The 19812-nt window shown below is 67.2% G+C and carries 17 protein-coding genes and 1 pseudogene; 10 read left to right on the top strand and 8 right to left on the bottom strand.

Translation table 11 applies throughout. The features are described from left to right. The first annotated feature begins 42 nt into the window (after window positions 1-42). The gene (locus tag BVC93_RS26360) at window positions 43-1437 is read left to right on the top strand and encodes an NAD(P)/FAD-dependent oxidoreductase (RefSeq protein ID WP_083740003.1); all 1395 of its coding nucleotides are present in this window, start codon (window positions 43-45) and stop codon (window positions 1435-1437) included. Between the two features lie 24 nt (window positions 1438-1461). Here the strand turns inward: BVC93_RS26360 and BVC93_RS26355 are convergent, their stop codons facing one another. The 8 genes from BVC93_RS26355 to BVC93_RS26320 form a co-directional block, all read right to left on the bottom strand. Then, window positions 1462-2100, bottom strand: a complete 639-nt coding sequence (locus BVC93_RS26355) for an urease accessory protein UreD (RefSeq protein ID WP_083740002.1) — start codon at window positions 2098-2100, stop codon at window positions 1462-1464. After that, window positions 2100-2780, bottom strand: coding sequence for an urease accessory protein UreG (gene ureG, locus BVC93_RS26350; protein ID WP_083740001.1), 681 nt, complete (start codon window positions 2778-2780; stop codon window positions 2100-2102). The genes BVC93_RS26355 and ureG overlap by 1 nt, the downstream gene beginning before the upstream one ends. Before the next feature lie 15 nt (window positions 2781-2795). Further along, window positions 2796-3428 (bottom strand): urease accessory protein UreF, encoded by a 633-nt coding sequence (locus BVC93_RS26345; protein WP_083740000.1) that lies wholly within the window; start codon window positions 3426-3428, stop codon window positions 2796-2798. Window positions 3429-3434: 6 nt separating this feature from the next. Next, entirely contained in the window at window positions 3435-5156 is a 1722-nt protein-coding gene (locus BVC93_RS26340; protein ID WP_083739999.1) for an urease subunit alpha, read from the bottom strand. Next, the gene (locus BVC93_RS26335) at window positions 5156-5467 is read right to left on the bottom strand and encodes an urease subunit beta (RefSeq protein ID WP_083739998.1); all 312 of its coding nucleotides are present in this window, start codon (window positions 5465-5467) and stop codon (window positions 5156-5158) included. The genes BVC93_RS26340 and BVC93_RS26335 overlap by 1 nt, the downstream gene beginning before the upstream one ends. Then, complete coding sequence (locus BVC93_RS26330; protein WP_083739997.1) at window positions 5464-5766, bottom strand: urease subunit gamma; 303 nt, start codon at window positions 5764-5766, stop codon at window positions 5464-5466. The genes BVC93_RS26335 and BVC93_RS26330 overlap by 4 nt, the downstream gene beginning before the upstream one ends. A 52-nt stretch (window positions 5767-5818) precedes the next feature. Next, window positions 5819-6214, bottom strand: a complete 396-nt coding sequence (locus tag BVC93_RS26325; RefSeq protein WP_236950127.1) for a PaaI family thioesterase — start codon at window positions 6212-6214, stop codon at window positions 5819-5821. Window positions 6215-6397: 183 nt separating this feature from the next. Beyond that, entirely contained in the window at window positions 6398-7207 is an 810-nt protein-coding gene (locus BVC93_RS26320) for an iron reductase (protein ID WP_083739995.1), read from the bottom strand. Window positions 7208-7410: 203 nt separating this feature from the next. Between BVC93_RS26320 and BVC93_RS26315 the strand changes: the two genes are divergently transcribed. The 9 genes and pseudogenes from BVC93_RS26315 (at window position 7411) to BVC93_RS26275 (ending at window position 19784) form a co-directional block, all read left to right on the top strand. Further along, entirely contained in the window at window positions 7411-7827 is a 417-nt protein-coding gene (locus tag BVC93_RS26315) for a BlaI/MecI/CopY family transcriptional regulator (protein WP_083739994.1), read from the top strand. 14 nt (window positions 7828-7841) lie between these two features. Beyond that, entirely contained in the window at window positions 7842-8789 is a 948-nt protein-coding gene (locus BVC93_RS26310) for a M56 family metallopeptidase (RefSeq protein WP_083739993.1), read from the top strand. Window positions 8790-9007: 218 nt separating this feature from the next. Next, window positions 9008-10462 carry an NADP-dependent phosphogluconate dehydrogenase gene (gene gndA / locus BVC93_RS26305; RefSeq protein ID WP_083739992.1) on the top strand — a complete coding sequence of 485 codons (1455 nt, stop codon included), beginning with the start codon at window positions 9008-9010 and terminating at the stop codon, window positions 10460-10462. A 133-nt stretch (window positions 10463-10595) separates the two neighbouring features. Continuing rightward, a complete protein-coding gene (locus BVC93_RS26300) occupies window positions 10596-12032 on the top strand; it encodes a GuaB1 family IMP dehydrogenase-related protein (protein ID WP_083741361.1) in 1437 nt (478 codons plus the stop codon). A gap of 194 nt (window positions 12033-12226) precedes the next feature. Beyond that, complete coding sequence (locus BVC93_RS26295; RefSeq protein ID WP_083739991.1) at window positions 12227-13588, top strand: hemolysin family protein; 1362 nt, start codon at window positions 12227-12229, stop codon at window positions 13586-13588. Further along, window positions 13588-14655: a hemolysin family protein gene (locus BVC93_RS26290; RefSeq protein WP_083739990.1), complete on the top strand. Its 1068-nt coding sequence runs from the start codon at window positions 13588-13590 to the stop codon at window positions 14653-14655. Before BVC93_RS26295 ends, BVC93_RS26290 begins: the two co-directional genes overlap by 1 nt. Next, on the top strand, window positions 14648-15553 hold the full coding sequence (locus BVC93_RS26285; RefSeq protein WP_442928979.1) for a 3-methyladenine DNA glycosylase: 906 nt from the start codon (window positions 14648-14650) through the stop codon (window positions 15551-15553). The genes BVC93_RS26290 and BVC93_RS26285 overlap by 8 nt, the downstream gene beginning before the upstream one ends. A gap of 37 nt (window positions 15554-15590) precedes the next feature. Continuing rightward, a pseudogene (locus tag BVC93_RS26280) lies at window positions 15591-17803 on the top strand (malate synthase G). A gap of 73 nt (window positions 17804-17876) precedes the next feature. Beyond that, window positions 17877-19784, top strand: a complete 1908-nt coding sequence (locus BVC93_RS26275) for a substrate-binding domain-containing protein (protein WP_083739988.1) — start codon at window positions 17877-17879, stop codon at window positions 19782-19784. Window positions 19785-19812: the final 28 nt, after the last annotated feature.

Genomic DNA, 19812 nt, shown 5'->3' with positions numbered 1-19812 from the left:
TTGTACCTGTTGTAGGAAGCGGTCATCCGTCAAGGAGCACAAATGAGCCACCCCGGAGCTACGGCGTCGGATAGGCACAAGGTTGTCATCATCGGTTCGGGCTTCGGTGCACTGAACGCCGCCCAGACGCTCAAGCGCACCGATGTCGACATCAAGTTGATCGCGCGCACCACGCATCACTTGTTCCAGCCGCTGCTCTATCAGGTGGCCACCGGCATCATCTCCGAAGGTGAGATCGCGCCACCCACCCGGCTGATCCTGCGCAAACAGCGCAATGCGCAGGTGCTGCTCGGTGAGGTCACCCACGTCGACCTCGAGCACAAGATGGTCGACTCGGTCCTGCTGGGGCACACCTACCGCACCCCCTATGACACGCTGATCATCGCCGCCGGCGCCGGCCAGGGCTACTTCGGTAACGACCACTTCGCCGAGTTCGCCCCGGGCATGAAGACCATTGACGACGCACTGGAACTGCGCGGCCGGATCCTGGGCGCATTCGAGCAGGCCGAACGCTCCAGCGACCCGGAACGCCGCCGCAAGCTGCTGACGTTCGTCGTGGTGGGCGCCGGCCCGACGGGTGTGGAGATGGCCGGCCAGATCCAGGAACTCGCCGACCAGACGCTCAAGGGCAGCTTCCGGCACATCGATCCCACCGAGGCACACGTCATCCTGCTCGACGCCGCTCCGGCAGTTCTTCCGCCGATGGGCGAGAAGCTGGGCCTCAAGGCCAAGGAACGGCTGGAGAAGATGGGCGTCGAGATTCAGCTCAACGCCATGGTCACCGACGTCGACCGCAACGGCATCACGGTCAAGGAAAAGGACGGCAGCACCCGTCGGATCGAAGCCGCCTGCAAGGTGTGGTCGGCCGGCGTCCAGGCCAGTCCGCTCGGCCGGGACCTGGCCAATCAGTCCGAGACCGAGATCGACCGTGCCGGTCGTGTCATCGTCAACCCGGATCTGTCGATCCCGGGTCACCCCAACGTGTTCGTCGTGGGTGACATGGCGTTTGTGCCCGGTGTTCCCGGTATGGCACAGGGCGCGATCCAGGGCGGCAAATACGTGGCCAAGATAGTGCACAACGAGCAGAAGGCCCGCGAGCACGGCACCATCCCCAAGCCGCGCGAACCGTTCAGCTACTTCGACAAGGGCTCGATGGCAACGGTGTCGAAGTACAACGCCGTCGCGCAGATCCCGATCGGTTCCCGCAAGCTCGAGTTCGGCGGCTTCTTCGCCTGGCTGGCGTGGCTGGGCCTGCACCTGATTTACCTGGTGGGCTTCAAGACCAAGATCGCCACGCTGTTGTCGTGGGCGGTGACGTTCTTCGGCCGTCAGCGCGGCCAGCTGACCATCACCGAGCAGCAGGCCTACGCCCGAACACGCATCGAGCAGCTCGAGGAGCTCGCGGCAAGTATCGACGACGAAAAACAGGCGAGCTGACGCAGTACGCGGTGCACTGCTCGGTCAGAGCTTTTCGCCCTGCCACGTTGTCAGGACTCCGCCGCCGGCGAGATTCAGGGAGACACTTCCCTGCAGCTCGCCGGCGGTGCTGTCTGAGCCCGGATAGGTCAACTCGCTGACACACGCCCGCGGCGCCGACAGTGCGTCATCGGCCACCGCCCCGGCACCCAACTCGACTCGGTGGCGCAGCAACGGTTGACCTTTCACGTCCGCCCGCAGACTTCCGCTCCAAAATCCTTGGCGCTCATTGGTTCTACCGATCTGCACCCGTTCCCGCAGCCGCAGCGCTCCCGCCGCGTCGATATCCGCGGTGATCGAGGCGAGATGGCGGGCGTCGGCGGCCACCACCGTCGGCTCCATGTCGAGATCGAGGTGGCCGGCCACCTCGAGGTGCATCGTCGACCTGGATGTGGTGTCCGCCCGCCCCGGCAATGCCACCATCGCCGCGACACTGCGCAGCGCCAGTCGGGCGCCGGGTTCCACGACCACTCGGATCGAGATCGTGTCCCCACCCAGCGGGGTCGCCACGGACGACACCAGGTGCACCGTCTCGGCCATGGTCGACCGCGCCGCGATCCCGCCGAGGCATTCCATCCGTGGCATCCGTCCGGCCTGCGCCACGATCACGACCTGCGAATGCATCAGACGGCTTGGGTCACCTTGAGCTGGTCGCGTACCCAGGCCAGCACATCGGTGGCCGCCGGGTCGTCGGTGAGGCTGATGAGCACAAACGGCCTGCCGTCCCGGACCGCCCCGGCGTCGCGTCGCATCACGTCCAGGTCGGCACCCACCATCGGCGCCAGGTCGGTCTTGTTGATCACCAACAGATCCGAGAACGTCACGCCGGGGCCACCCTTGCGCGGCACCTTGTCACCACCGGCGACGTCGATCACGAAGATCTGCACGTCGATCAGGCCCGAGGAGAACGTCGCCGTGAGATTGTCACCGCCGGATTCCACCAGGATCAGATCAAGGTGCTCATGCCCGGCGATCAGGTCGTCGATGGCGTCGAGGTTGGCGGTGATGTCGTCGCGGATGGCGGTGTGCGGGCATCCACCGGTCTGCACCGCAGCGATGCGGTCATCGGGCAACACTGCGTGGCGGCGCAGGAAGTCGGCATCCTCGGTGGTGTAGATGTCGTTGGTCAGCACCGCCAGTGAGAGTTCGTCGCGCAGCTGCCTGCACAGCGCAGCCACCAGCGCGGTCTTGCCGGACCCCACCGGTCCCCCGACCCCGATGCGCAGCGGCTCGCCGGGCTGCCGCACCCGCTTGGGTCGGTCATTGTGACCGTGCGGCTGTCCGTCGATGAAATGTGGTGGCATGGTTGACCTTTCGACTCACGAAACAAAAAGCGGCCGGTCGCGTGCGGCGTGGCGCTGAGCCAGCACGTCGAGCAGCGGATCGGACAGATCGGCGAGGCCCGCGGTTGCCTCCAGGGCGGTGTGGTCACACAGGTCCGCACATCTGAACGTCACCGCGGCCACGTCGGCGGGGTCAAGGGCCAGCAGGCGCTGCGCGGCGGTGGCCGACCCCGTCATCGTGGTGTACACCAGCGACAACGCGGTGTGCTCAGGATTCAGCTCACTCACCCGGCCGACGACGCCGGCCACGACACCCAAGTGCGGAGCCCGGCCCAGTCCCGACCAGTCACCGGGCCACACCCTCTTGGCCAGTCGCAGCAGGCCACGCCCCTGGGCACGAGACGCCGCCCGCGCCGACGGCGCCGGGGTGCGGGCGTCGGTCTCCAGATCGCCCAATTCTGGTGTGACAGCTCCAGTGTGGACGGCTACCGCCACCGACGCGGTGACCAGACCGGAGGTGCGGATCCGTCGCCGCAGGAATGCGTCGAGGGTCGCCACATCGGTGACCAGGCCGCTGACGACGGCTTCCTCCATCCCGCCGGAGTGCACGTGCCCACCGGTGGGCAACCGGGAGTCGGCGAAATTGAGCAGGGTGGTCAGGGTGGGCATGATGGTCTAGAAGAGGAAATACCGTTGTGCCATCGGCAGTTCCACCGCCGGCTGCTCTTCCCACACCTGACCGTCGATGCGCACCGTGAAGGTGTCGGGATCGACCTCGATGGACGGCATCGCGTCGTTGAGCGGCATGTCGGCCTTGCCGATCTTGCGGACGTTCTCCACGGCCACCAGCTTGCGCCCGATGTTGAGCCGGTCGGCCAGCCGATCTTCGATGGCCTGCGGGGCCACGAAGTGCACGGAGGTGGCCGCGGCGGCAGTCGGAGCGGCACCGAACATCGGCCGGGGCAACACCGGCTGCGGTGTCGGGATGGAAGCGTTGGCGTCACCCATGGCCGCCCAGGCGATCATGCCGCCCTTGATGACGGCGTGGGGGCGAACACCGAAGAACGCCGGCTCCCACAGCACGAGGTCGGCGAGCTTGCCCACCTCGACAGAACCGATCTCGGAACCCATGCCATGGGCGACGGCCGGGCAGATCGTGTACTTGGCGACATAGCGCTGGACGCGGTTGTTGTCCGCCTTGGTGTCCCCCTCGAGCGCACCGCGGCGTTTCTTCATCACGTGCGCGGTCTGCCAGGTGCGCATCACCACTTCGCCGATGCGGCCCATCGCCTGAGCATCGGAGCCGATCATCGAGATGGCCCCGATGTCGTGCAGAAGGTCTTCGGCGGCAATGGTGGACGGCCGGATCCGGCTCTCCGCGAAGGCCAGGTCCTCGGGCACGCTGGGGTTGAGGTGATGGCACACCATCAGCATGTCGAGGTGTTCGTCGAGGGTGTTGACGGTGTGCGGCCGGGTGGGGTTGGTGGAGCTGGGCAGCACGTTGGGGTGCGAGGCCACGGTGATGATGTCGGGCGCGTGGCCGCCGCCCGCGCCTTCGGTGTGGTACGCGTGGATGGATCGACCCTTGATGGCGGCCAGGGTGTCCTCGACGAACGCCATCTCGTTGAGGGTGTCGGTGTGGATGTTGGCCTGCACCCCGGCTGCATCGGAGACGGTGAGGCAGGCATCGATGGCGGCCGGGGTGGTGCCCCAGTCCTCGTGCAGCTTGAATCCGGCTGCGCCACCCCGCAGTTGCTCCCACATGGCCTCATGGCTGACGGTGTTGCCCTTGCCCAGCAGCGCGATGTTCAGCGGCCAGTGATCCAGCGCCTCGAGCATGCGGGCCAGATGCCAGGAGCCGGGTGTGACGGTGGTGGCCTTGCTGCCCTCAGCAGGACCGGTGCCGCCCGCCACGATGGTGGTGATGCCGCCGCCGAGCGCCTCCTCCATGATCTGCGGACAGATCAGATGGACGTGGCAGTCGATGGCACCCGCGGTGACGATGCGCCCGTTGCCGGCGATGATCTCGGTGGACGGTCCGACCACCAGATCGGGATGCACTCCCGACATGACGTCGGGATTGCCCGCCTTGCCGATGGCGACGATGCGGCCGTCACGAATACCGATGTCGGCTTTGATGATCCCCCAGTAATCGACGATCACCGCACCGGTGATGACGGTATCGGGGGCGCCGTCGGCGCGGGTGGCCCGCGACTGACCCATCGATTCGCGCAGCACCTTGCCACCGCCGAACACCGCTTCGTCGCCGGCGAGTCCGGGTCCGCCACTGCGGTCCTCGGTGATCTCGATCAGCAGATCGGTGTCCGCCAGCCGGATCCGGTCACCGGCGGTGGGCCCGAACAGCGCGGCGTACCGGGACCTGGACAACTCTGCCATCAGGCATCCAACTTTCCGGGAGGGGTGAGCGACAGACCATGGACTTCGCGGGTGCCGCCGAGCGGGACCAGGCTGACGGTCTGCGCCACACCCGGTTCGAAACGCACCGCGGTACCGGCCGGAATGTCGAATCGGTAACCGTGGGCGGCGGCGCGGTCGAACGACAGTGCCGCGTTGGCCTGGGGTAGGTGCACATGGCTGCCCACCTGGACCGGCCGGTCACCGGTGTTGACGATCTCGAGTTCCAGACGTGCGGCGCCCGCGTTGAGTTCGATGCCGCCGTCGCCGAAGAGGTATTCGCCGGGAATCATGAAATCGGGTGGTGGACGGTGACGAGCTTGGTGCCGTCGGGGAATGTCGCTTCCACCTGGACGTCGTAGAGCATCTCGGGGACTCCCTCCATCACGTCCTCTCGGGTCAACACCTCGCGGCCTGAACTCATCAGCTCGGCGACGGTGCGACCATCCCTGGCCCCTTCGAGGAGGTGATCGGTGATCAGCGCCACCGCCTCCGGGTGGTTGAGCTTCAAACCCCGCGCCTGACGGCGCCGGGCGAGCTCAGCCGCGTAGGAGAGAAGTAGCCGGTCCTGTTCATGCGGGCTCAAACGCATGAGGATCGATCCTGCCATCTCCGGGGCGACGCCGCGCTATGAGCGTTATCGCTCAAGCTGGTTCGGCTTCCAGGTTCTGCAGCCGAACCTGGCCCCGCGCGATCACCCGATCCTTTTCGTCTTTGACCGTCACCAGCCACAGCTGCTGACGGCGCCCGCGGTGCAGCGGCTCGGACAGGCCGTAGACCTTGCCCGAGGAGATGGCGCGCAGAAAGTCGGTGTTGTTGTTGACGCCAACGACGTTGCCGCCGCCGTGGGCTGCCAGCCATGTGTAGGCCGAGACGCTGGCCATGCTCTCGATGATCGAGGAGTACACACCGCCGTGGACGATGCCCATCGGTTGCAGCAGTGACGGCTTCACCTCGAGCTCGGCCTTGGCGCCGTCCGGGGTGAGCTCGGTGTAGACAAGCCCGATCGTGGTGTCGAACGGCGCGGAGAAGTCGGACACGGCCGACGGAGTTTCTTGCACACGTTCTGTTTACACCCGGCGCGCCGGCGCTTTCGCGCCACCTGAAGGTTGGGGAAAAAAGTCGGCGAGCCCCGCGCGTGATGCGCGGGGCTCGCCTTTTCGAGTGGACCGGGGGTCTCTGCAGCCCTCAGGACTCCGGCTCGGTCCGTTAGCTCGACCTGTTCAATATAGGCAAGGCTGTCCTAATTTTGCAAGACCTTCGTTGCGGTTCGGCCGAAGAAAGGAGCTTCCGGGCCGACGCAGCCGCGACTGACCGCGCACCGGCAGCCCGAAACCCACCAACGCGTCCAGCACAGCCTGCCCGCGGCGCATCCCCACCGCTTCGCTGTACCCGGCGAGCATCGGCACCTGCGTGGCCGCCACCACGATCGCCGTGCCGACCGTGTGCCACATGGACTCGACACTCACCGCGCCACCACTGACCTGATGCAGCTTGGCGAACAGCGGCGACAACGAACGGTGGCACCGGTGCGCGATCCAGGTCGCCAGGGCCGCCTCACTGGGCAGTTCCACCACTCCTTCGGCGGGCCTGCCGTTGCGGGCGCACGGATCGTCGGGCAGCACACGCACCGTCGGATCGACCACGCCGAGCCAGTCGATGGCCCCTTCGGAGTCGACATGCACCCAGAGATTCTCCAGCCCGGTGTCCCAGGCGCGTCCCTCCAGGACCACCAGGGCAACAACACGGCCGATCACCGCGTGCGCCAACGTCGCGGCCAGCTGCTGGGCGGCGGCGGTGCGGCTGTCCATCTCTTCGGCGGCGGCGGTGAACATCGTCTCGAGACGATCACCGGTCACGGCAGCGGCCAGCGGCCACCACCGACGTTTCGACAGGTCCCCCATGACCGCCACGCCGTACACGCGCGGACACTCGGGATAGAGCGCCCGCAACCGCCTGCTCGACTCATGCAGGGGCAATACCCGGCGAATCGTCATCCCCGCGATGAGCGGGTCGTCGATCACAACAGTCATGGCACCTCCTCGTATGCTTAGGTAAGCCTAACCATAAAAGCACGAGGGGGCCTGGCGATCCAGGTGACCGCACTCACAGACTGCAATCGCGACGGACAGGAAGCATCGGCACGTGGCCTTGGTTACAGGCCGCGAGGATGGATACGACGACCGGTAGTAAACGCGAGTAGTCTGACGACATCGTTTTCGGAGATGAACGGAACATGGCCAAGGTGGCTCGTTTAGGGGAATTGGAACAGGCGGTCATGGACCGTCTGTGGTCAGCGGGCGAACCGCAGACCGTGCGGCAGGTGCATGAGGCGCTGTCGGAACGCCGCGATCTGGCGTACACGACGGTGATGACGGTGCTGCAGCGCCTCGCCAAGAAGCACCTGGTGGTTCAGCATCGCGATGACCGGGCCCACAGGTATGCACCGACGCACGGCCGCGACGAGCTGGTCGCCGGCCTGATGGTCGACGCGCTGGACCAGGCGTCGGACACCGGAAGCAGACAGGCGGCGTTGGTGCACTTCGTGGAACGGGTGGGAGCCGACGAGGCCGACGCCCTGCGTCGCGCCCTCGCCGAACTGGAAGCAAAACACGGTCTGACCACCTCGGCTGGCGACGCCACAACTGCCTGACGGATACTGTCAGCGTGTCCGCGCTGGCCTTCTCCGTTCTCGCGCTGCTTCTGGTAGGCCCTGTGCCTGCCATGCTGGCGCGATCGACGTGGCCACTACGAGCTCCGCGGGCAGCGGTGGTGCTGTGGCAGTCCATTGCGGTGGCCGCCGTACTCTCGGCGTTCTCGGCCGGAATCGCCATCGCCAGCAGGCTTTTTGTGCCGGGCCCCGACGGCAGGCCCACCACGCTGGTCGGTGAGATCGATCAGCTGGGCTGGCCGCTGTGGCTGGCCTACATCACCGTCTTCGGCCTGACGCTGTTGATCGGGGCGCGTCTGATTGTCGCCGGCGCCCAGGTGTTCATCTCGACGCGCCGCCGTCGAGCCCACCACCGCACCCTGGTCGACATCCTCGGCGTCAACCACGAGCGTGCGGCCGCGCAGGCCTGCACCAGGGCCAGCGAGCTGCGCATCCTCGACGTCCAACAGCCGCTGGCCTACTGCCTTCCCGGCGTTCGCGGACGCGTCGTCGTCAGTGAAGGCGCCCTGAGCACTCTGGCCGACGACGAGGTGACGGCCATCCTCACCCATGAGCGCGCCCATCTGCGGGCCCGCCACGACCTGGTGCTGGAAGCGTTCATCGCCGTCTACGTCGCCTTTCCCCGCTTGGTCCGCAGCCGCAACGCCCTGGATGCGGTGCGGCTGCTGATCGAGCTGCTGGCCGACGATGCCGCCGTGCGCGCCGCCGGCCCCACTCCCCTGGCCCGTGCGCTGGTGGCGTGCGCGGCGGGCCAAGCTCCGAAGGGAGCGCTGGCCGCCGGAGGTCCCACCACCGTCATCCGGGTGCGCCGGCTTGCCGGTCGCCCCAACAGCACCCCGTTGGCCGTCGCGGCCTACCTGAGCGCGGTGGCGATTCTGGTGGTGCCCACCATCGCCGTCGCGGTGCCGTGGCTGCATGAGCTGGAGCGGTTGTTCTCCAGCTAGCCCGGCCCGCCCTCCCCGGCCTCGTCCCTCCCCCGTATCAGCGACCGAGCTAGATACTTGTAGCTCGGCCCGCCCTCCCCGGCCTCGTCCCTCACCCGCATCGGCGACCGAGCTAGATACTTGTAGCTCGGCCCGCCCTCCCCGGCCTCGTCCCTCACCCGCATCGGCGACCGAGCTAGGCTCTTGGTCGTCTAAGAACTGAACAACGGAGGCGCCTCATGTCCGAACCTTCCACCGAAGGCACCGCGCAGATCGGCGTGACCGGTCTGGCTGTGATGGGTTCCAATCTCGCGCGCAATTTCGCCAGGCACGGCTACACCGTCGCCCTGCACAACCGATCCATCGCCAAGACCGACGCACTGCTGGCCGAGCACGGCTCGGACGGCAACTTCGTCCGCAGCGAAACCATCCCGGAATTCCTTGCCGCACTTGAGAAGCCACGCCGCGTGATCATCATGGTCAAGGCTGGCGACCCCACCGACGCCGTCATCAACGAGCTCGCGGACGCCATGGAACCCGGCGACATCATCATCGATGGCGGCAACGCCCTCTACACCGACACCATCCGCCGTGAGAAGGCCATCCGCGAGCGCGGCCTGCACTTCGTCGGCGCCGGAATCTCCGGCGGCGAAGAGGGCGCCCTCAACGGTCCCTCGATCATGCCGGGTGGCCCGGCCGAGTCCTACGAGAGCCTGGGCCCGCTGCTCGAGGAGATCTCCGCCCACGTCGACGGCGTGCCCTGCTGCACCCACATCGGTCCCGATGGTGCGGGCCATTTCGTGAAGATGGTGCACAACGGCATCGAGTACTCCGACATGCAGCTCATCGGCGAGGCCTACCAACTGCTGCGCGATGGGCTGGGCAAGTCGGCACCCGAGATCGCCGATGTGTTCGCCGAGTGGAACAAAGGCGATCTGGACAGCTTCCTGATCGAGATCACCGCCGAGGTGCTGCGCCAGAACGACGCCAAGACCGGCAAGCCGTTGGTGGACGTGATCCTCGACGAGGCCGAGCAGAAGGGCACCGGCCGCTGGACCGTGAAGTCCGCACTCGATCTGGGTGTACCCGTCACCGGTATCGCCGAGGCGGTGTTCGCCCGTGCCCTGTCGGGATCGGTGGCCCAGCGCAAGGCCACCACTGGGCTGGCGTCCGGCGATCTGGGTGAAAAACCCGGCGATGCAGCGCAATTCACCGAAGACATCCGCCAGGCACTGTATGCCTCGAAGATCATCGCGTACGCGCAGGGTTTCAACCAGATCCAGGCCGGCTCCAACGAGTACAACTGGGGAATCAAGCCCGGCGACATGGCCAGGATCTGGCGGGGCGGCTGCATCATCCGAGCCAAGTTCCTGAACCGGATCACCGACGCCTTCGACAACGATCCCGACCTGCCCACGCTGATCGTCGACCCGTACTTCCGCGACGCCATCGAGGCGGCCATCGACAGCTGGCGTCGCGTCGTGGTGAAGGCCACCGAGTTGGGCATCCCGATCCCCGGATTCAGCTCGGCTTTGTCGTACTACGACGGGCTGCGCACCGAGCGGCTGCCTGCCGCGTTGACGCAGGGGCTGCGCGATTTCTTCGGCGCCCACACCTACGGTCGCATCGACACCGACCACAGCAAGCGGTTCCACACCCTGTGGAGCGGTGACCGCACCGAGGTCGAGGCCTAGCCTGGTCGACGAGCCCGGGGAGACCGGGCCAGGTTGAACGGACCTGGTTTCGATCGCGAGCAGACGTCAACTCGGGTGATTCCACGCGGATTCACCCGAGTTCGCGTCTGCTGGTCGACGTAGGGTGGGGTACGTGCAGTTTCTCGAAGGCCACAAGCCCCCGTATGACCTGACCTACGACGACGTCTTCGTCGTGCCCAACCGCAGTGACGTGGCGTCCCGCTTCGACGTGGACCTGTCCACCGCCGACGGCACCGGAACCACCATCCCGGTGGTGGTCGCCAACATGACCGCGGTCGCCGGACGGCGGATGGCGGAGACCGTCGCCCGCCGCGGCGGCATCGTCGTCCTACCCCAGGATCTTCCGATCTCGGCGGTGCGGGCAACCGTCGACTTCGTCAAGACCCGCGACCTGGTGGCCGACACCCCGGTGATGCTGGCACCCGAGGATTCCGTCTCCGATGCCGTCGCGCTCATCCACAAACGTGCCCATGGCGCGGCCGTGGTGGTGGAAAACGGCCGCCCGGTCGGGCTGGTGACCGAGTCGGCGTGCGTCGGCGTCGACCGCTTCGCCCGCGTACGCGACGTCGCGGCGGCCGATTTTGTCACCGCGCCGGTGGGTACGGATCCCCGCAAGATCTTCGACCTACTCGAACACGCACCCATCGGCGTGGCGGTGCTCACCGAAGCCGACGGTAGCTTGGCCGGTGTCCTGACCCGCACCGGCGCCGTCCGCGCCGGCATCTACACCCCCGCGGTCGACGCCAAGGGACGCTTGCGCATCGCCGCCGCCGTGGGCATCAACGGCGACGTGGCCGCCAAGGCCACCGCACTGGCCGAAGCCGGCGCCGACGTCCTGGTGGTCGACACCGCCCACGGACACCAGCAGAAAATGCTGGACGCCATCTCCGCAGTCGCCGCCCTGGATCTCGGCCTGCCGCTGGCTGCGGGCAACGTGGTCTCCGCCAACGGCACTCGTGACCTCATCGATGCCGGTGCCTCCATCGTCAAGGTGGGCGTGGGCCCCGGCGCCATGTGCACCACCAGGATGATGACCGGCGTCGGCCGGCCCCAGTTCTCCGCGGTCTACGAATGCTCGACGGCGGCAAGGGAACTGGGTGCTCATGTATGGGCAGACGGGGGTGTGCGGCACCCGCGTGACGTGGCGCTGGCCTTGGCGGCAGGCGCGTCGAACGTGATGATCGGCTCATGGTTCGCCGGCACTTACGAATCCCCCGGCGACCTGATGCGTGATCGGGACGACCGGCTGTACAAAGAGAGCTATGGGATGGCGTCCAAACGGGCGGTCGCCGCCCGCACCGCCGCCGACGGCGCCTTCGACCGGGCCCGCAAAGCCCTGTTCGAGGAAGGCATTTCGACGTCGCGGATGGCCGTCGATCCCGAGCGCGGCGGCGTGGAGGACCTGCTGGACCACATCACCTCCGGGGTGCGCAGCACCTGCACCTACGTCGGCGCGGCCACGCTGGCCGAGCTCTACGACAAGGCGGTGCTCGGAGTGCAGTCCGCCGCCGGGTTCGCCGAGGGACATCCACTGCCGGCTGGCTGGTGATCGAACGGCAGTTAATATGTGGAATCTATGCGGATTGTCCGCCAACTGAACGAAAGGGAACGAGTGCCTCAGGCACCCAGTGACGCCGGCACGGTGGTTGTCGTACAAGACCCCGCGTCCGAAGCCCAGGACGCCGAGCCATCCTCTAGACAGCCGGGCCTTCGGCCCGGCGCCCACGCGGTGGTGACACAACCGTGAGTGTGTGGTTCACCGTCTTGTCTGTTCTTGCGATCCTGGTCCTCACCGCGGGCACGGCACTGTTCGTCGCCGCCGAGTTCTCCTTGACCGCGCTGGAACGCAGCACTGTCGAAGCCAACGCGCGTTCGGGCAACCGGCGCGACCAGTTCGTCCAGCGCGCACACCGCACGCTGTCGTTCCAGCTCTCCGGCGCCCAGCTGGGCATCTCCATCACCACACTGGCCACCGGCTATCTGGCAGAGCCCGTGGTGGCCAGGCTGATCGCCCCGGGACTGCGCGCGGTCGGTCTCCCCGAGGGCAGTGTCGGCGGTGTGGCGCTGGTGTTGTCGCTGCTGATCGCCACGTCGCTGTCCATGGTGTTCGGCGAATTGGTGCCCAAGAACCTGGCCGTCGCCCGTCCGCTGCCCACCGCCCGAATCGCGGCGGGCCCGCAGCTGATGTTCTCGCTCCTGCTGAAACCGGCCATCATCGCCACCAACGGCACCGCCAACTGGATCCTGCGACGGCTCGGTATCGAACCAGCCGACGAACTGGCGTCGGCGCGGTCTCCGCAGGAACTGGTGGCCCTGGTTCGGAACTCGGCTCGCCACGGTTCTCTGGACGCCGTGACCGCCACCCTGGTGGACCGGTCGCTGCGGTTCGGTGAACTGACCGCCGAGGAGCTCATGACTCCGCGATCCAAGATCGTCGCCCTGGACGCCGAGGAGACCGTTGCCGATCTGGTGAGCGCCGCCGCCGAGAGCGGTTACTCCCGGTTCCCGATCATCGACGGCGACCTCGACGAGACGATCGGCATCGTGCACATCAAGCAGGTCTTCGAGATCCCGCGCCCACAGCGGGGATCGACCAAACTGTCCACGCTGGCCCAGCCGGTTGCCGTGGTGCCCTCGACGCTCGATGGCGATGCGGTGTTCTCCCAGATCCGCGGTAACGGCCTGCAGACCGCACTGGTGGTCGACGAGTACGGAGGTACGGCGGGCATGGTGACCGTCGAGGATCTGATCGAGGAGATCGTGGGCGACGTCCGCGACGAGCACGACGACGCCACCCCCGACGTCGTGGAGGCCCCAGGCGGCTGGCAGGTCTCCGGCCTGCTGCGTATCGACGAGGTGGCCGCGGCCACCGGCTACCGCGCGCCCGACGGCGAGTACGACACCATCGGTGGTCTGGTGCTGCAGGAGCTGGGCCACATTCCCGAGGTCGGCGAATCGGTGAACCTGCGGGCCTTCGACTCCGACCGCCCGCTCGACGAGCCTGCCCGCTGGCGCGCCACGGTGATGGCGATGGACGGCAGGCGCATCGATCAACTCGAGCTCACCGACCTGGGGTCGAGCTCCGACGGCGGAGATGAGCGCTGATGGGTGGCGACATCTTCGGCGTGCTGCTGACCGTTTTCCTGCTGGCCGCCAACGCATTCTTCGTCGGATCGGAGTTCGCGCTGATCTCCGCGCGCCGGGACCGCCTGGAGGCGCTGGCCGAACAGGGCAAGAAGCGGGCCGTCACGGTGATCCGCGCCGGCGAGCACCTGTCACTGATGCTGGCCGGCGCACAGCTCGGCATCACCATCTGTTCGATCCTGCTGGGCCGTGTCGGAGAGCCCGCGGTGGCGCACCTGTTGGAGGGCCCGTTCGGGCTGGTCGGCATTCCGGATGCGGTGCTGCACACCGTGTCGTTCATCATCGCGCTGGCCATCGTGGTGACGCTGCACGTGCTGCTGGGCGAGATGGTGCCCAAGAACATCGCGATCGCCGGGCCCGAATCCACCGCCATGCTGCTGATCCCCGTCTACCTGGTGTACGTGCGTGCGGTGAAACCGCTCATCGCGTTCTACAACTGGTGCGCCAACATCACGCTGCGCGCTGTACGGGTTGAGCCCAAGGACGAGCTGGACATCACGGTGTCCACCGTCGAGCTGTCCGAGATGATCGCCGAATCGGTGTCCGAGGGGCTGCTCGATCCCGAAGAGCACACCCGGCTGACCAGGGCATTGCAGATCCGCAATCGTGTGGTCTCCGACGTGGCGGTGCGGCTGCCGGAGATCCGGGCCGTGCCCGTGGCGGCCGAGGGTTGCGGACCCACCATCGCCGCGGTGGAGCAGGCCCTGGTGGAGACCGGGTACTCCCGGTTCCCGGTGACCGGAGTCGACGGCATCTACATCGGCTACCTGCACATCAAGGACGTGCTTGCGCTGGGCGACGACCCCGACATCGTGGTGGACCTGTCGGTGATCCGGCCGCTGCCGCACGTCCCCGAACGGCTACCGCTGCCCGACGCGCTGTCGCGGTTGCGCCGCAGCAACAGCCACCTGGCGCTGGTCACCCAGGGCGAAGGCGGACCGAACGTACCGGTGGTGGCCATGGTGGCCCTCGAAGACCTGGTGGAGGACCTGGTGGGCACCGTGCGCGACGGAACCCACCGTGTCTGATGGCGCCGTGTGCCACGGTGTGACCCGGGTTCTGCCGGAAGCGCACTGGCGGGTCAGCGCCGATCGGCACCGCACCCGCGCCGAGGCCTTCCTCGCACCGCACCGACAGCGGGCCGCCGCCGGAGTGCCACACCCGGTGTGGGACTTCCTGTTCACCTACTACAGCCTCAAACCCCGGCAGGTGGCGCGCTGGAACCCGGGCTTCGGCGTGGTGCTCGCCGGCGGCGCAGAGTTCCTGGGCCGGGCCGGCTACGTCGCGCATCCCGACGGGGTGACCGTGAGCGCCGAGTACCTGGCCGGGCGACGCGACACCGTGACGTTCATCGCCGAACTCCTGTCCGCCACCGCCCAACGGACACCGCAACTGAACTGTTTCGGCCTGCATGAATGGGCGATGGTCTACCGCAGCACCGAGATCCGCCATGGTGCGGTGCCGCTACGCCTGGGTGCTGCGGACACCGATGCCGTGGTGGAGTCGATGCCGTTGCGCTGCACACACTTCGACGCGTTCCGCTTCTTCACCCAGGACGCCGCACCGCGTAATGCCGTCGCGCTGAGCCGGAGTTCCCAAATCGATCAAGAACAACCCGGATGCATTCATGCCGCGATGGATCTGTACAAATGGTGCGCAAAGCTGGGCCCGCTGGTGAACGGTGATCTGCTCCTGGATTGCCTGGAACTGGCGGCGGCCGCGCGGGAACTGGATATGCGGGCCAGCCCCTACGACCTCGCCGGGTACGGTTTCACACCGATCCGGATCGAGGATCCGGTGGGGCGGGCCGAGTACGTGCGTTGCCAGCGCGAGTTGTCGCAACGCGCCGCCTTGCTTCGATATTCACTGCAAGAACGCTGTGACCTGCTCCTTGATAGCGCCGCTGCGAGAACGGGCGATTACTGACGGGTAGGATGGATGGATTGCCGGCCGAGGAGGACCAATGACTGAGCGCGTGACCGTGGGCAATTTGCGGGTCGCCAAGGTGCTGCACGACTTCGTCAACAACGAGGCGTTGCCGGGCACCGATCTTGACCCGGACAGCTTCTGGGCGGGCGTGGACAAGGTCATCACCGATCTGGCACCACAGAACGCTGACCTGCTCGATCGTCGTGACGAACTGCAGGCCCAGATCGACAAGTGGCATCGCCACCGTGTCATCGAGCCGCATGATCCCGAGGCGTACAAGGCGTTCCTCACCGAAATCGGTTACCTACTACCGGAACCCGAGGATTTCACCATCACCACCTCGGGCGTCGACCCGGAGATCACCTCCACCGCCGGACCTCAGCTGGTGGTGCCGGTTCTCAATGCGCGCTTCGCCCTCAACGCGTCCAACGCACGTTGGGGCTCGCTGTACGACGCGTTGTACGGCACCGATGTCATCCCCGAGGACGACGGCGCCGAACAAGGGGCCGGGTCCGGCGGAAAATACAACCCTGTCCGCGGGACAAGGTCATCGCCTACGCCCGCAAGTTCCTCGACGACACCACCCCGCTGGAGTCCGGATCCTGGACCGATGCCACGAAGCTGACCGTCACTGACGGCACTCTGGTGGTCGCCCTAGGCGAGGACACCACCACCGGTTTGGCCACCGCGGATCAGTTCGCCGGCTACCTCGGCGAACCCGAAGCGCCCACTTCGGTGTTGCTGGCCAACCACGGCCTGCACATCGAGATCCTCGTCGACGCCGACTCCCCCATCGGGTCCACCGACTCCGCGGGCATCAAGGACGTCGTGCTGGAGTCCGCCATCACCACGATCATGGACTTCGAGGATTCGGTGGCGGCCGTCGACGCCGACGACAAGGTGCTCGGCTACCGCAACTGGCTGGGCCTCAACCGCGGCGACCTGGCCGAAGAGGTCAGCAAGGGCGGCAAGACCTTCACCCGTGTGCTCAACGCAGACCGCGTCTACACCGCACCGGACGGTAGCGAGCTCACGCTGCCCGGGCGCAGCCTGCTGTTCGTCCGCAATGTCGGTCACCTGATGACCAACGACGCGATCACCTTCAGCGTCGGTTCCGACGAAGAATCCGAGGTTCCCGAGGGCATCCTCGACGCTCTGTTCACCAGTTTGATCGGCATCCACGGCCTCAAGGAATCCGAGGAGAACGGTCCGCTGCTCAACAGCCGCACCGGCTCCATCTACATCGTCAAACCCAAGATGCACGGTCCCGACGAAGTGGCGTTCACCTGCGAGCTGTTCTCCCGCGTCGAAGACGTCCTCGGACTGCCGCAGGGCACCCTCAAGGTCGGCATCATGGACGAGGAACGCCGCACCAGCGCCAACCTCAAGGCCTGCATCAAGGCCGCCGCCGACCGTGTGGTGTTCATCAACACCGGCTTCCTGGACCGCACCGGCGACGAGATCCACACGTCGATGGAAGCCGGCCCCATGGTGCGCAAGGGCACCATGAAGGCCCAGCCGTGGATCACCGCCTACGAGAACCAGAATGTCGACATCGGCCTGGCCGCCGGCTTGTCCGGCAAAGCCCAGATCGGCAAGGGTATGTGGGCCATGCCGGATCTGATGGCCGACATGATCGAGCAGAAGATCGGCCAGCCCAAGGCCGGTGCCACCACCGCCTGGGTGCCCTCGCCGACGGCGGCCACACTGCATGCCCTGCACTACCACCAGGTCGACGTCTTCGCGGTGCAGAAGGAGTTGGAAGGCAAGACCCGCAGCACCCTCGACGAGTTGCTGACCATCCCCCTGGCCGACTCCTCGCTCACCTGGTCCCCGGATGAGATCCACCAGGAGGTCGACAACAACTGCCAGTCCATCCTCGGCTACGTGGTCCGCTGGATCGACCAGGGTGTCGGCTGCTCCAAGGTGCCCGACATCCACGACATCGCCTTGATGGAAGACCGTGCCACGCTGCGCATCTCGAGTCAGTTGCTGGCCAACTGGCTTCGCCACGGCGTGATCACCGCCGCCGATGTGCGGGCCAGCTTGGAACGCATGGCTCCGGTGGTGGACCGGCAGAACGAAGGTGACGCGGCTTACCGGCCGATGGCGCCGAACTTCGACCAGAGCATCGCCTTCGCCGCCGCCCAGGAACTGATCCTCGAAGGCGGTGCCCAGCCCAACGGCTACACCGAACCGATCCTGCACCGCCGCCGCCGCGAGTTCAAGGCAGCCGCCGGTCAATGACTAGACTCAGCGCCGGGCTCGTAACAGCCCGGCGTTGAGACTGGTTTAAGGAGAGGTGCGGTGGAGTCAGGGCATGGGTAGACACAGCAAGCCCGGGCCCGACGACGACGATGACGTCTACGTCCCGCCGGAGTACTCGGATCACGACGACTCCGAAGAAGACCGAGGCGATCCTGCAGACCGGGATGATCTTTATCGTGCCGAACCCACTTCGAGCACAACCGATTTCCGCACCCCGTCGTACGAGCCTGCGGCAGACAACGAGACCACCGCTGTCATCAGGACCACCGGGCAGACCTCGGGCGGGCACCGCAACGAGGGTGAGTGGACGGGCAGCCACCGCACCGTCACGCAGGGCAGGCGGGGTGTCAGCGTCGGTGTGATCGCCGCCCTCGTGACCGTGGTGGTGGTGGTCGGGGCAGTGATCCTGTGGCGTTTCTTCGGTGATGCCCTCGACAGCCGCCGTGATGCGGCAGCAGCCAGCTGCCTGGAGGGCGAGATGACGGTGTCGGTGGTGGCCGACCCGGCGATCGCCACCCCGCTGGGCCCGCTGGTCGAGAAGTTCAACGGCTCGGCCAGCCCGGTGGGCGATCACTGTGTCAAGGTCGCCGTTCAGCCCGCGGACTCCGACGCCGTCATCGACGGTCTGTCCAGACAGTGGCCGGGTGACCTCGGTGAGAAGCCCGCCCTGTGGATCCCCGGCAGTTCGGTGTCGCAGGCGCGCCTGTCCGCCGCCGTCGACCCGCGGACCATCACCGCCAGCACATCGCTGGTCACCTCACCGGTGGTACTGGCGGTGCGCCCCGAGCTCAAACCCGCAGTCGACGGCCGAGGTTGGGACGACCTGCCCGGGCTGCAGACCAATCCGGACGGCATCGACCTCCCGGGTTGGGGGTCGCTGCGCCTGGCCCTGCCCACCGCCGGCGACAGCGATGCCGGTTACTTGGCGGCCGAAGCTGCCGCTGCCGGCGCTCCCGATGGCGCCGCCGCGGTACGCACGCTGCGGTCCGGACAGCCCGAGCTCGCCGACAATTCGGCCGACACCGCGATGTCGGCCCTGCTGGATGCGGCCAACCCGGCCACCGCCGACGTGCACGCCGTGGCGATCACCGAACAGCAGCTGTTCACCCGCAGCACTGAGCTGCCCGACGCGGCCGAAGCCGTCGCAGCCTGGCTGCCGTCCGGTCCGGTTCCCGTCGCGGACTTCCCCGCCGTTCTGTTGGGCGGTGACTGGTTGTCCAACGAACAGGTGAGTGCGGCAAGTCAATTCGAGCGGTTCCTGCGCGACCCTGAGCAGCAGCAGGAATTGCGCGCCGCCGGCTTCCGGACCACCGAGGGCACCCCGCCGGCCACCGACGTGACTCCGTTCGCCGAGCTCTCCGAGCCGCTGTCCGTCGACGATCAGCAACGTGTCGACCTGGCCGACGCGTTGACGGCGCCGGCCACGGCACCCGTGGTGTCGATCATGCTGGACCGCTCGCTGGACCTCGGACCCCTGCGGGACGCGCTGTCCCAACGGATCGCCGCCCTGGCTCCGAACGCCGTGGTGGGGTTGACGACGTTCGACGGCGCCGCCAGCAGCACCGCCGCGGAGCCGGGGCCGCTGAGCGAGGACGCGCAGACGCTCACCGCGGCATTGGACGGCCTCACCCCCGGCGCCTCCGGTGCGGTGTCGTTCACCACGCTGCGCAACGTGCTGGGCGACGCCAGGGCCAATTTCCGACCGGACCAGCCGAACTCCGTCCTGGTGATCACCGCCGGTCCCCACACCGACCAGTCGTTGGGCTCGGACGGACTGCAGGACCTGATCCGGGCCGGTAACCCCGCACGTCCGGTGGCCGTCAACGTCATCAACGTCGGTGACGACCCCGACCGGGCTACCTGGGAAGCGGTGGCGCAGCTCAGCGGCGGCACTTACGAGAACGTGTCCAGCACGTCGTCGCCGGAATTCGGGGCGGCGGTCGACACGCTGCTCAACTGACCGGCAAGGGCCTAGGCGGGGTTGCTCG

Source organism: Mycobacterium sp. MS1601, assembly GCF_001984215.1.
Taxonomy (GTDB): domain Bacteria; phylum Actinomycetota; class Actinomycetes; order Mycobacteriales; family Mycobacteriaceae; genus Mycobacterium.
The sequence above is the reverse complement of the archived record's forward strand: the minus strand, read 5'-3'. Positions and strand labels throughout refer to the sequence as shown.

Coding starts and splice junctions, on each gene's coding strand:
- BVC93_RS26355 (WP_083740002.1), bottom strand. CDS start 2,100: ATGCATTCGCAGGTCGTGATCGTGGCGCAGGCCGGACGGATGCCACGG.
- BVC93_RS26275 (WP_083739988.1), top strand. CDS start 17,877: ATGGGTAGACACAGCAAGCCCGGGCCCGACGACGACGATGACGTCTAC.
- BVC93_RS26360 (WP_083740003.1), top strand. CDS start 43: ATGAGCCACCCCGGAGCTACGGCGTCGGATAGGCACAAGGTTGTCATC.
- ureG (WP_083740001.1), bottom strand. CDS start 2,780: ATGCCACCACATTTCATCGACGGACAGCCGCACGGTCACAATGACCGA.
- BVC93_RS26320 (WP_083739995.1), bottom strand. CDS start 7,207: ATGACTGTTGTGATCGACGACCCGCTCATCGCGGGGATGACGATTCGC.
- BVC93_RS26315 (WP_083739994.1), top strand. CDS start 7,411: ATGGCCAAGGTGGCTCGTTTAGGGGAATTGGAACAGGCGGTCATGGAC.
- BVC93_RS26335 (WP_083739998.1), bottom strand. CDS start 5,467: ATGATTCCCGGCGAATACCTCTTCGGCGACGGCGGCATCGAACTCAAC.
- BVC93_RS26345 (WP_083740000.1), bottom strand. CDS start 3,428: ATGCCCACCCTGACCACCCTGCTCAATTTCGCCGACTCCCGGTTGCCC.
- BVC93_RS26340 (WP_083739999.1), bottom strand. CDS start 5,156: ATGGCAGAGTTGTCCAGGTCCCGGTACGCCGCGCTGTTCGGGCCCACC.
- BVC93_RS26330 (WP_083739997.1), bottom strand. CDS start 5,766: ATGCGTTTGAGCCCGCATGAACAGGACCGGCTACTTCTCTCCTACGCG.
- BVC93_RS26290 (WP_083739990.1), top strand. CDS start 13,588: ATGGGTGGCGACATCTTCGGCGTGCTGCTGACCGTTTTCCTGCTGGCC.
- gndA (WP_083739992.1), top strand. CDS start 9,008: ATGTCCGAACCTTCCACCGAAGGCACCGCGCAGATCGGCGTGACCGGT.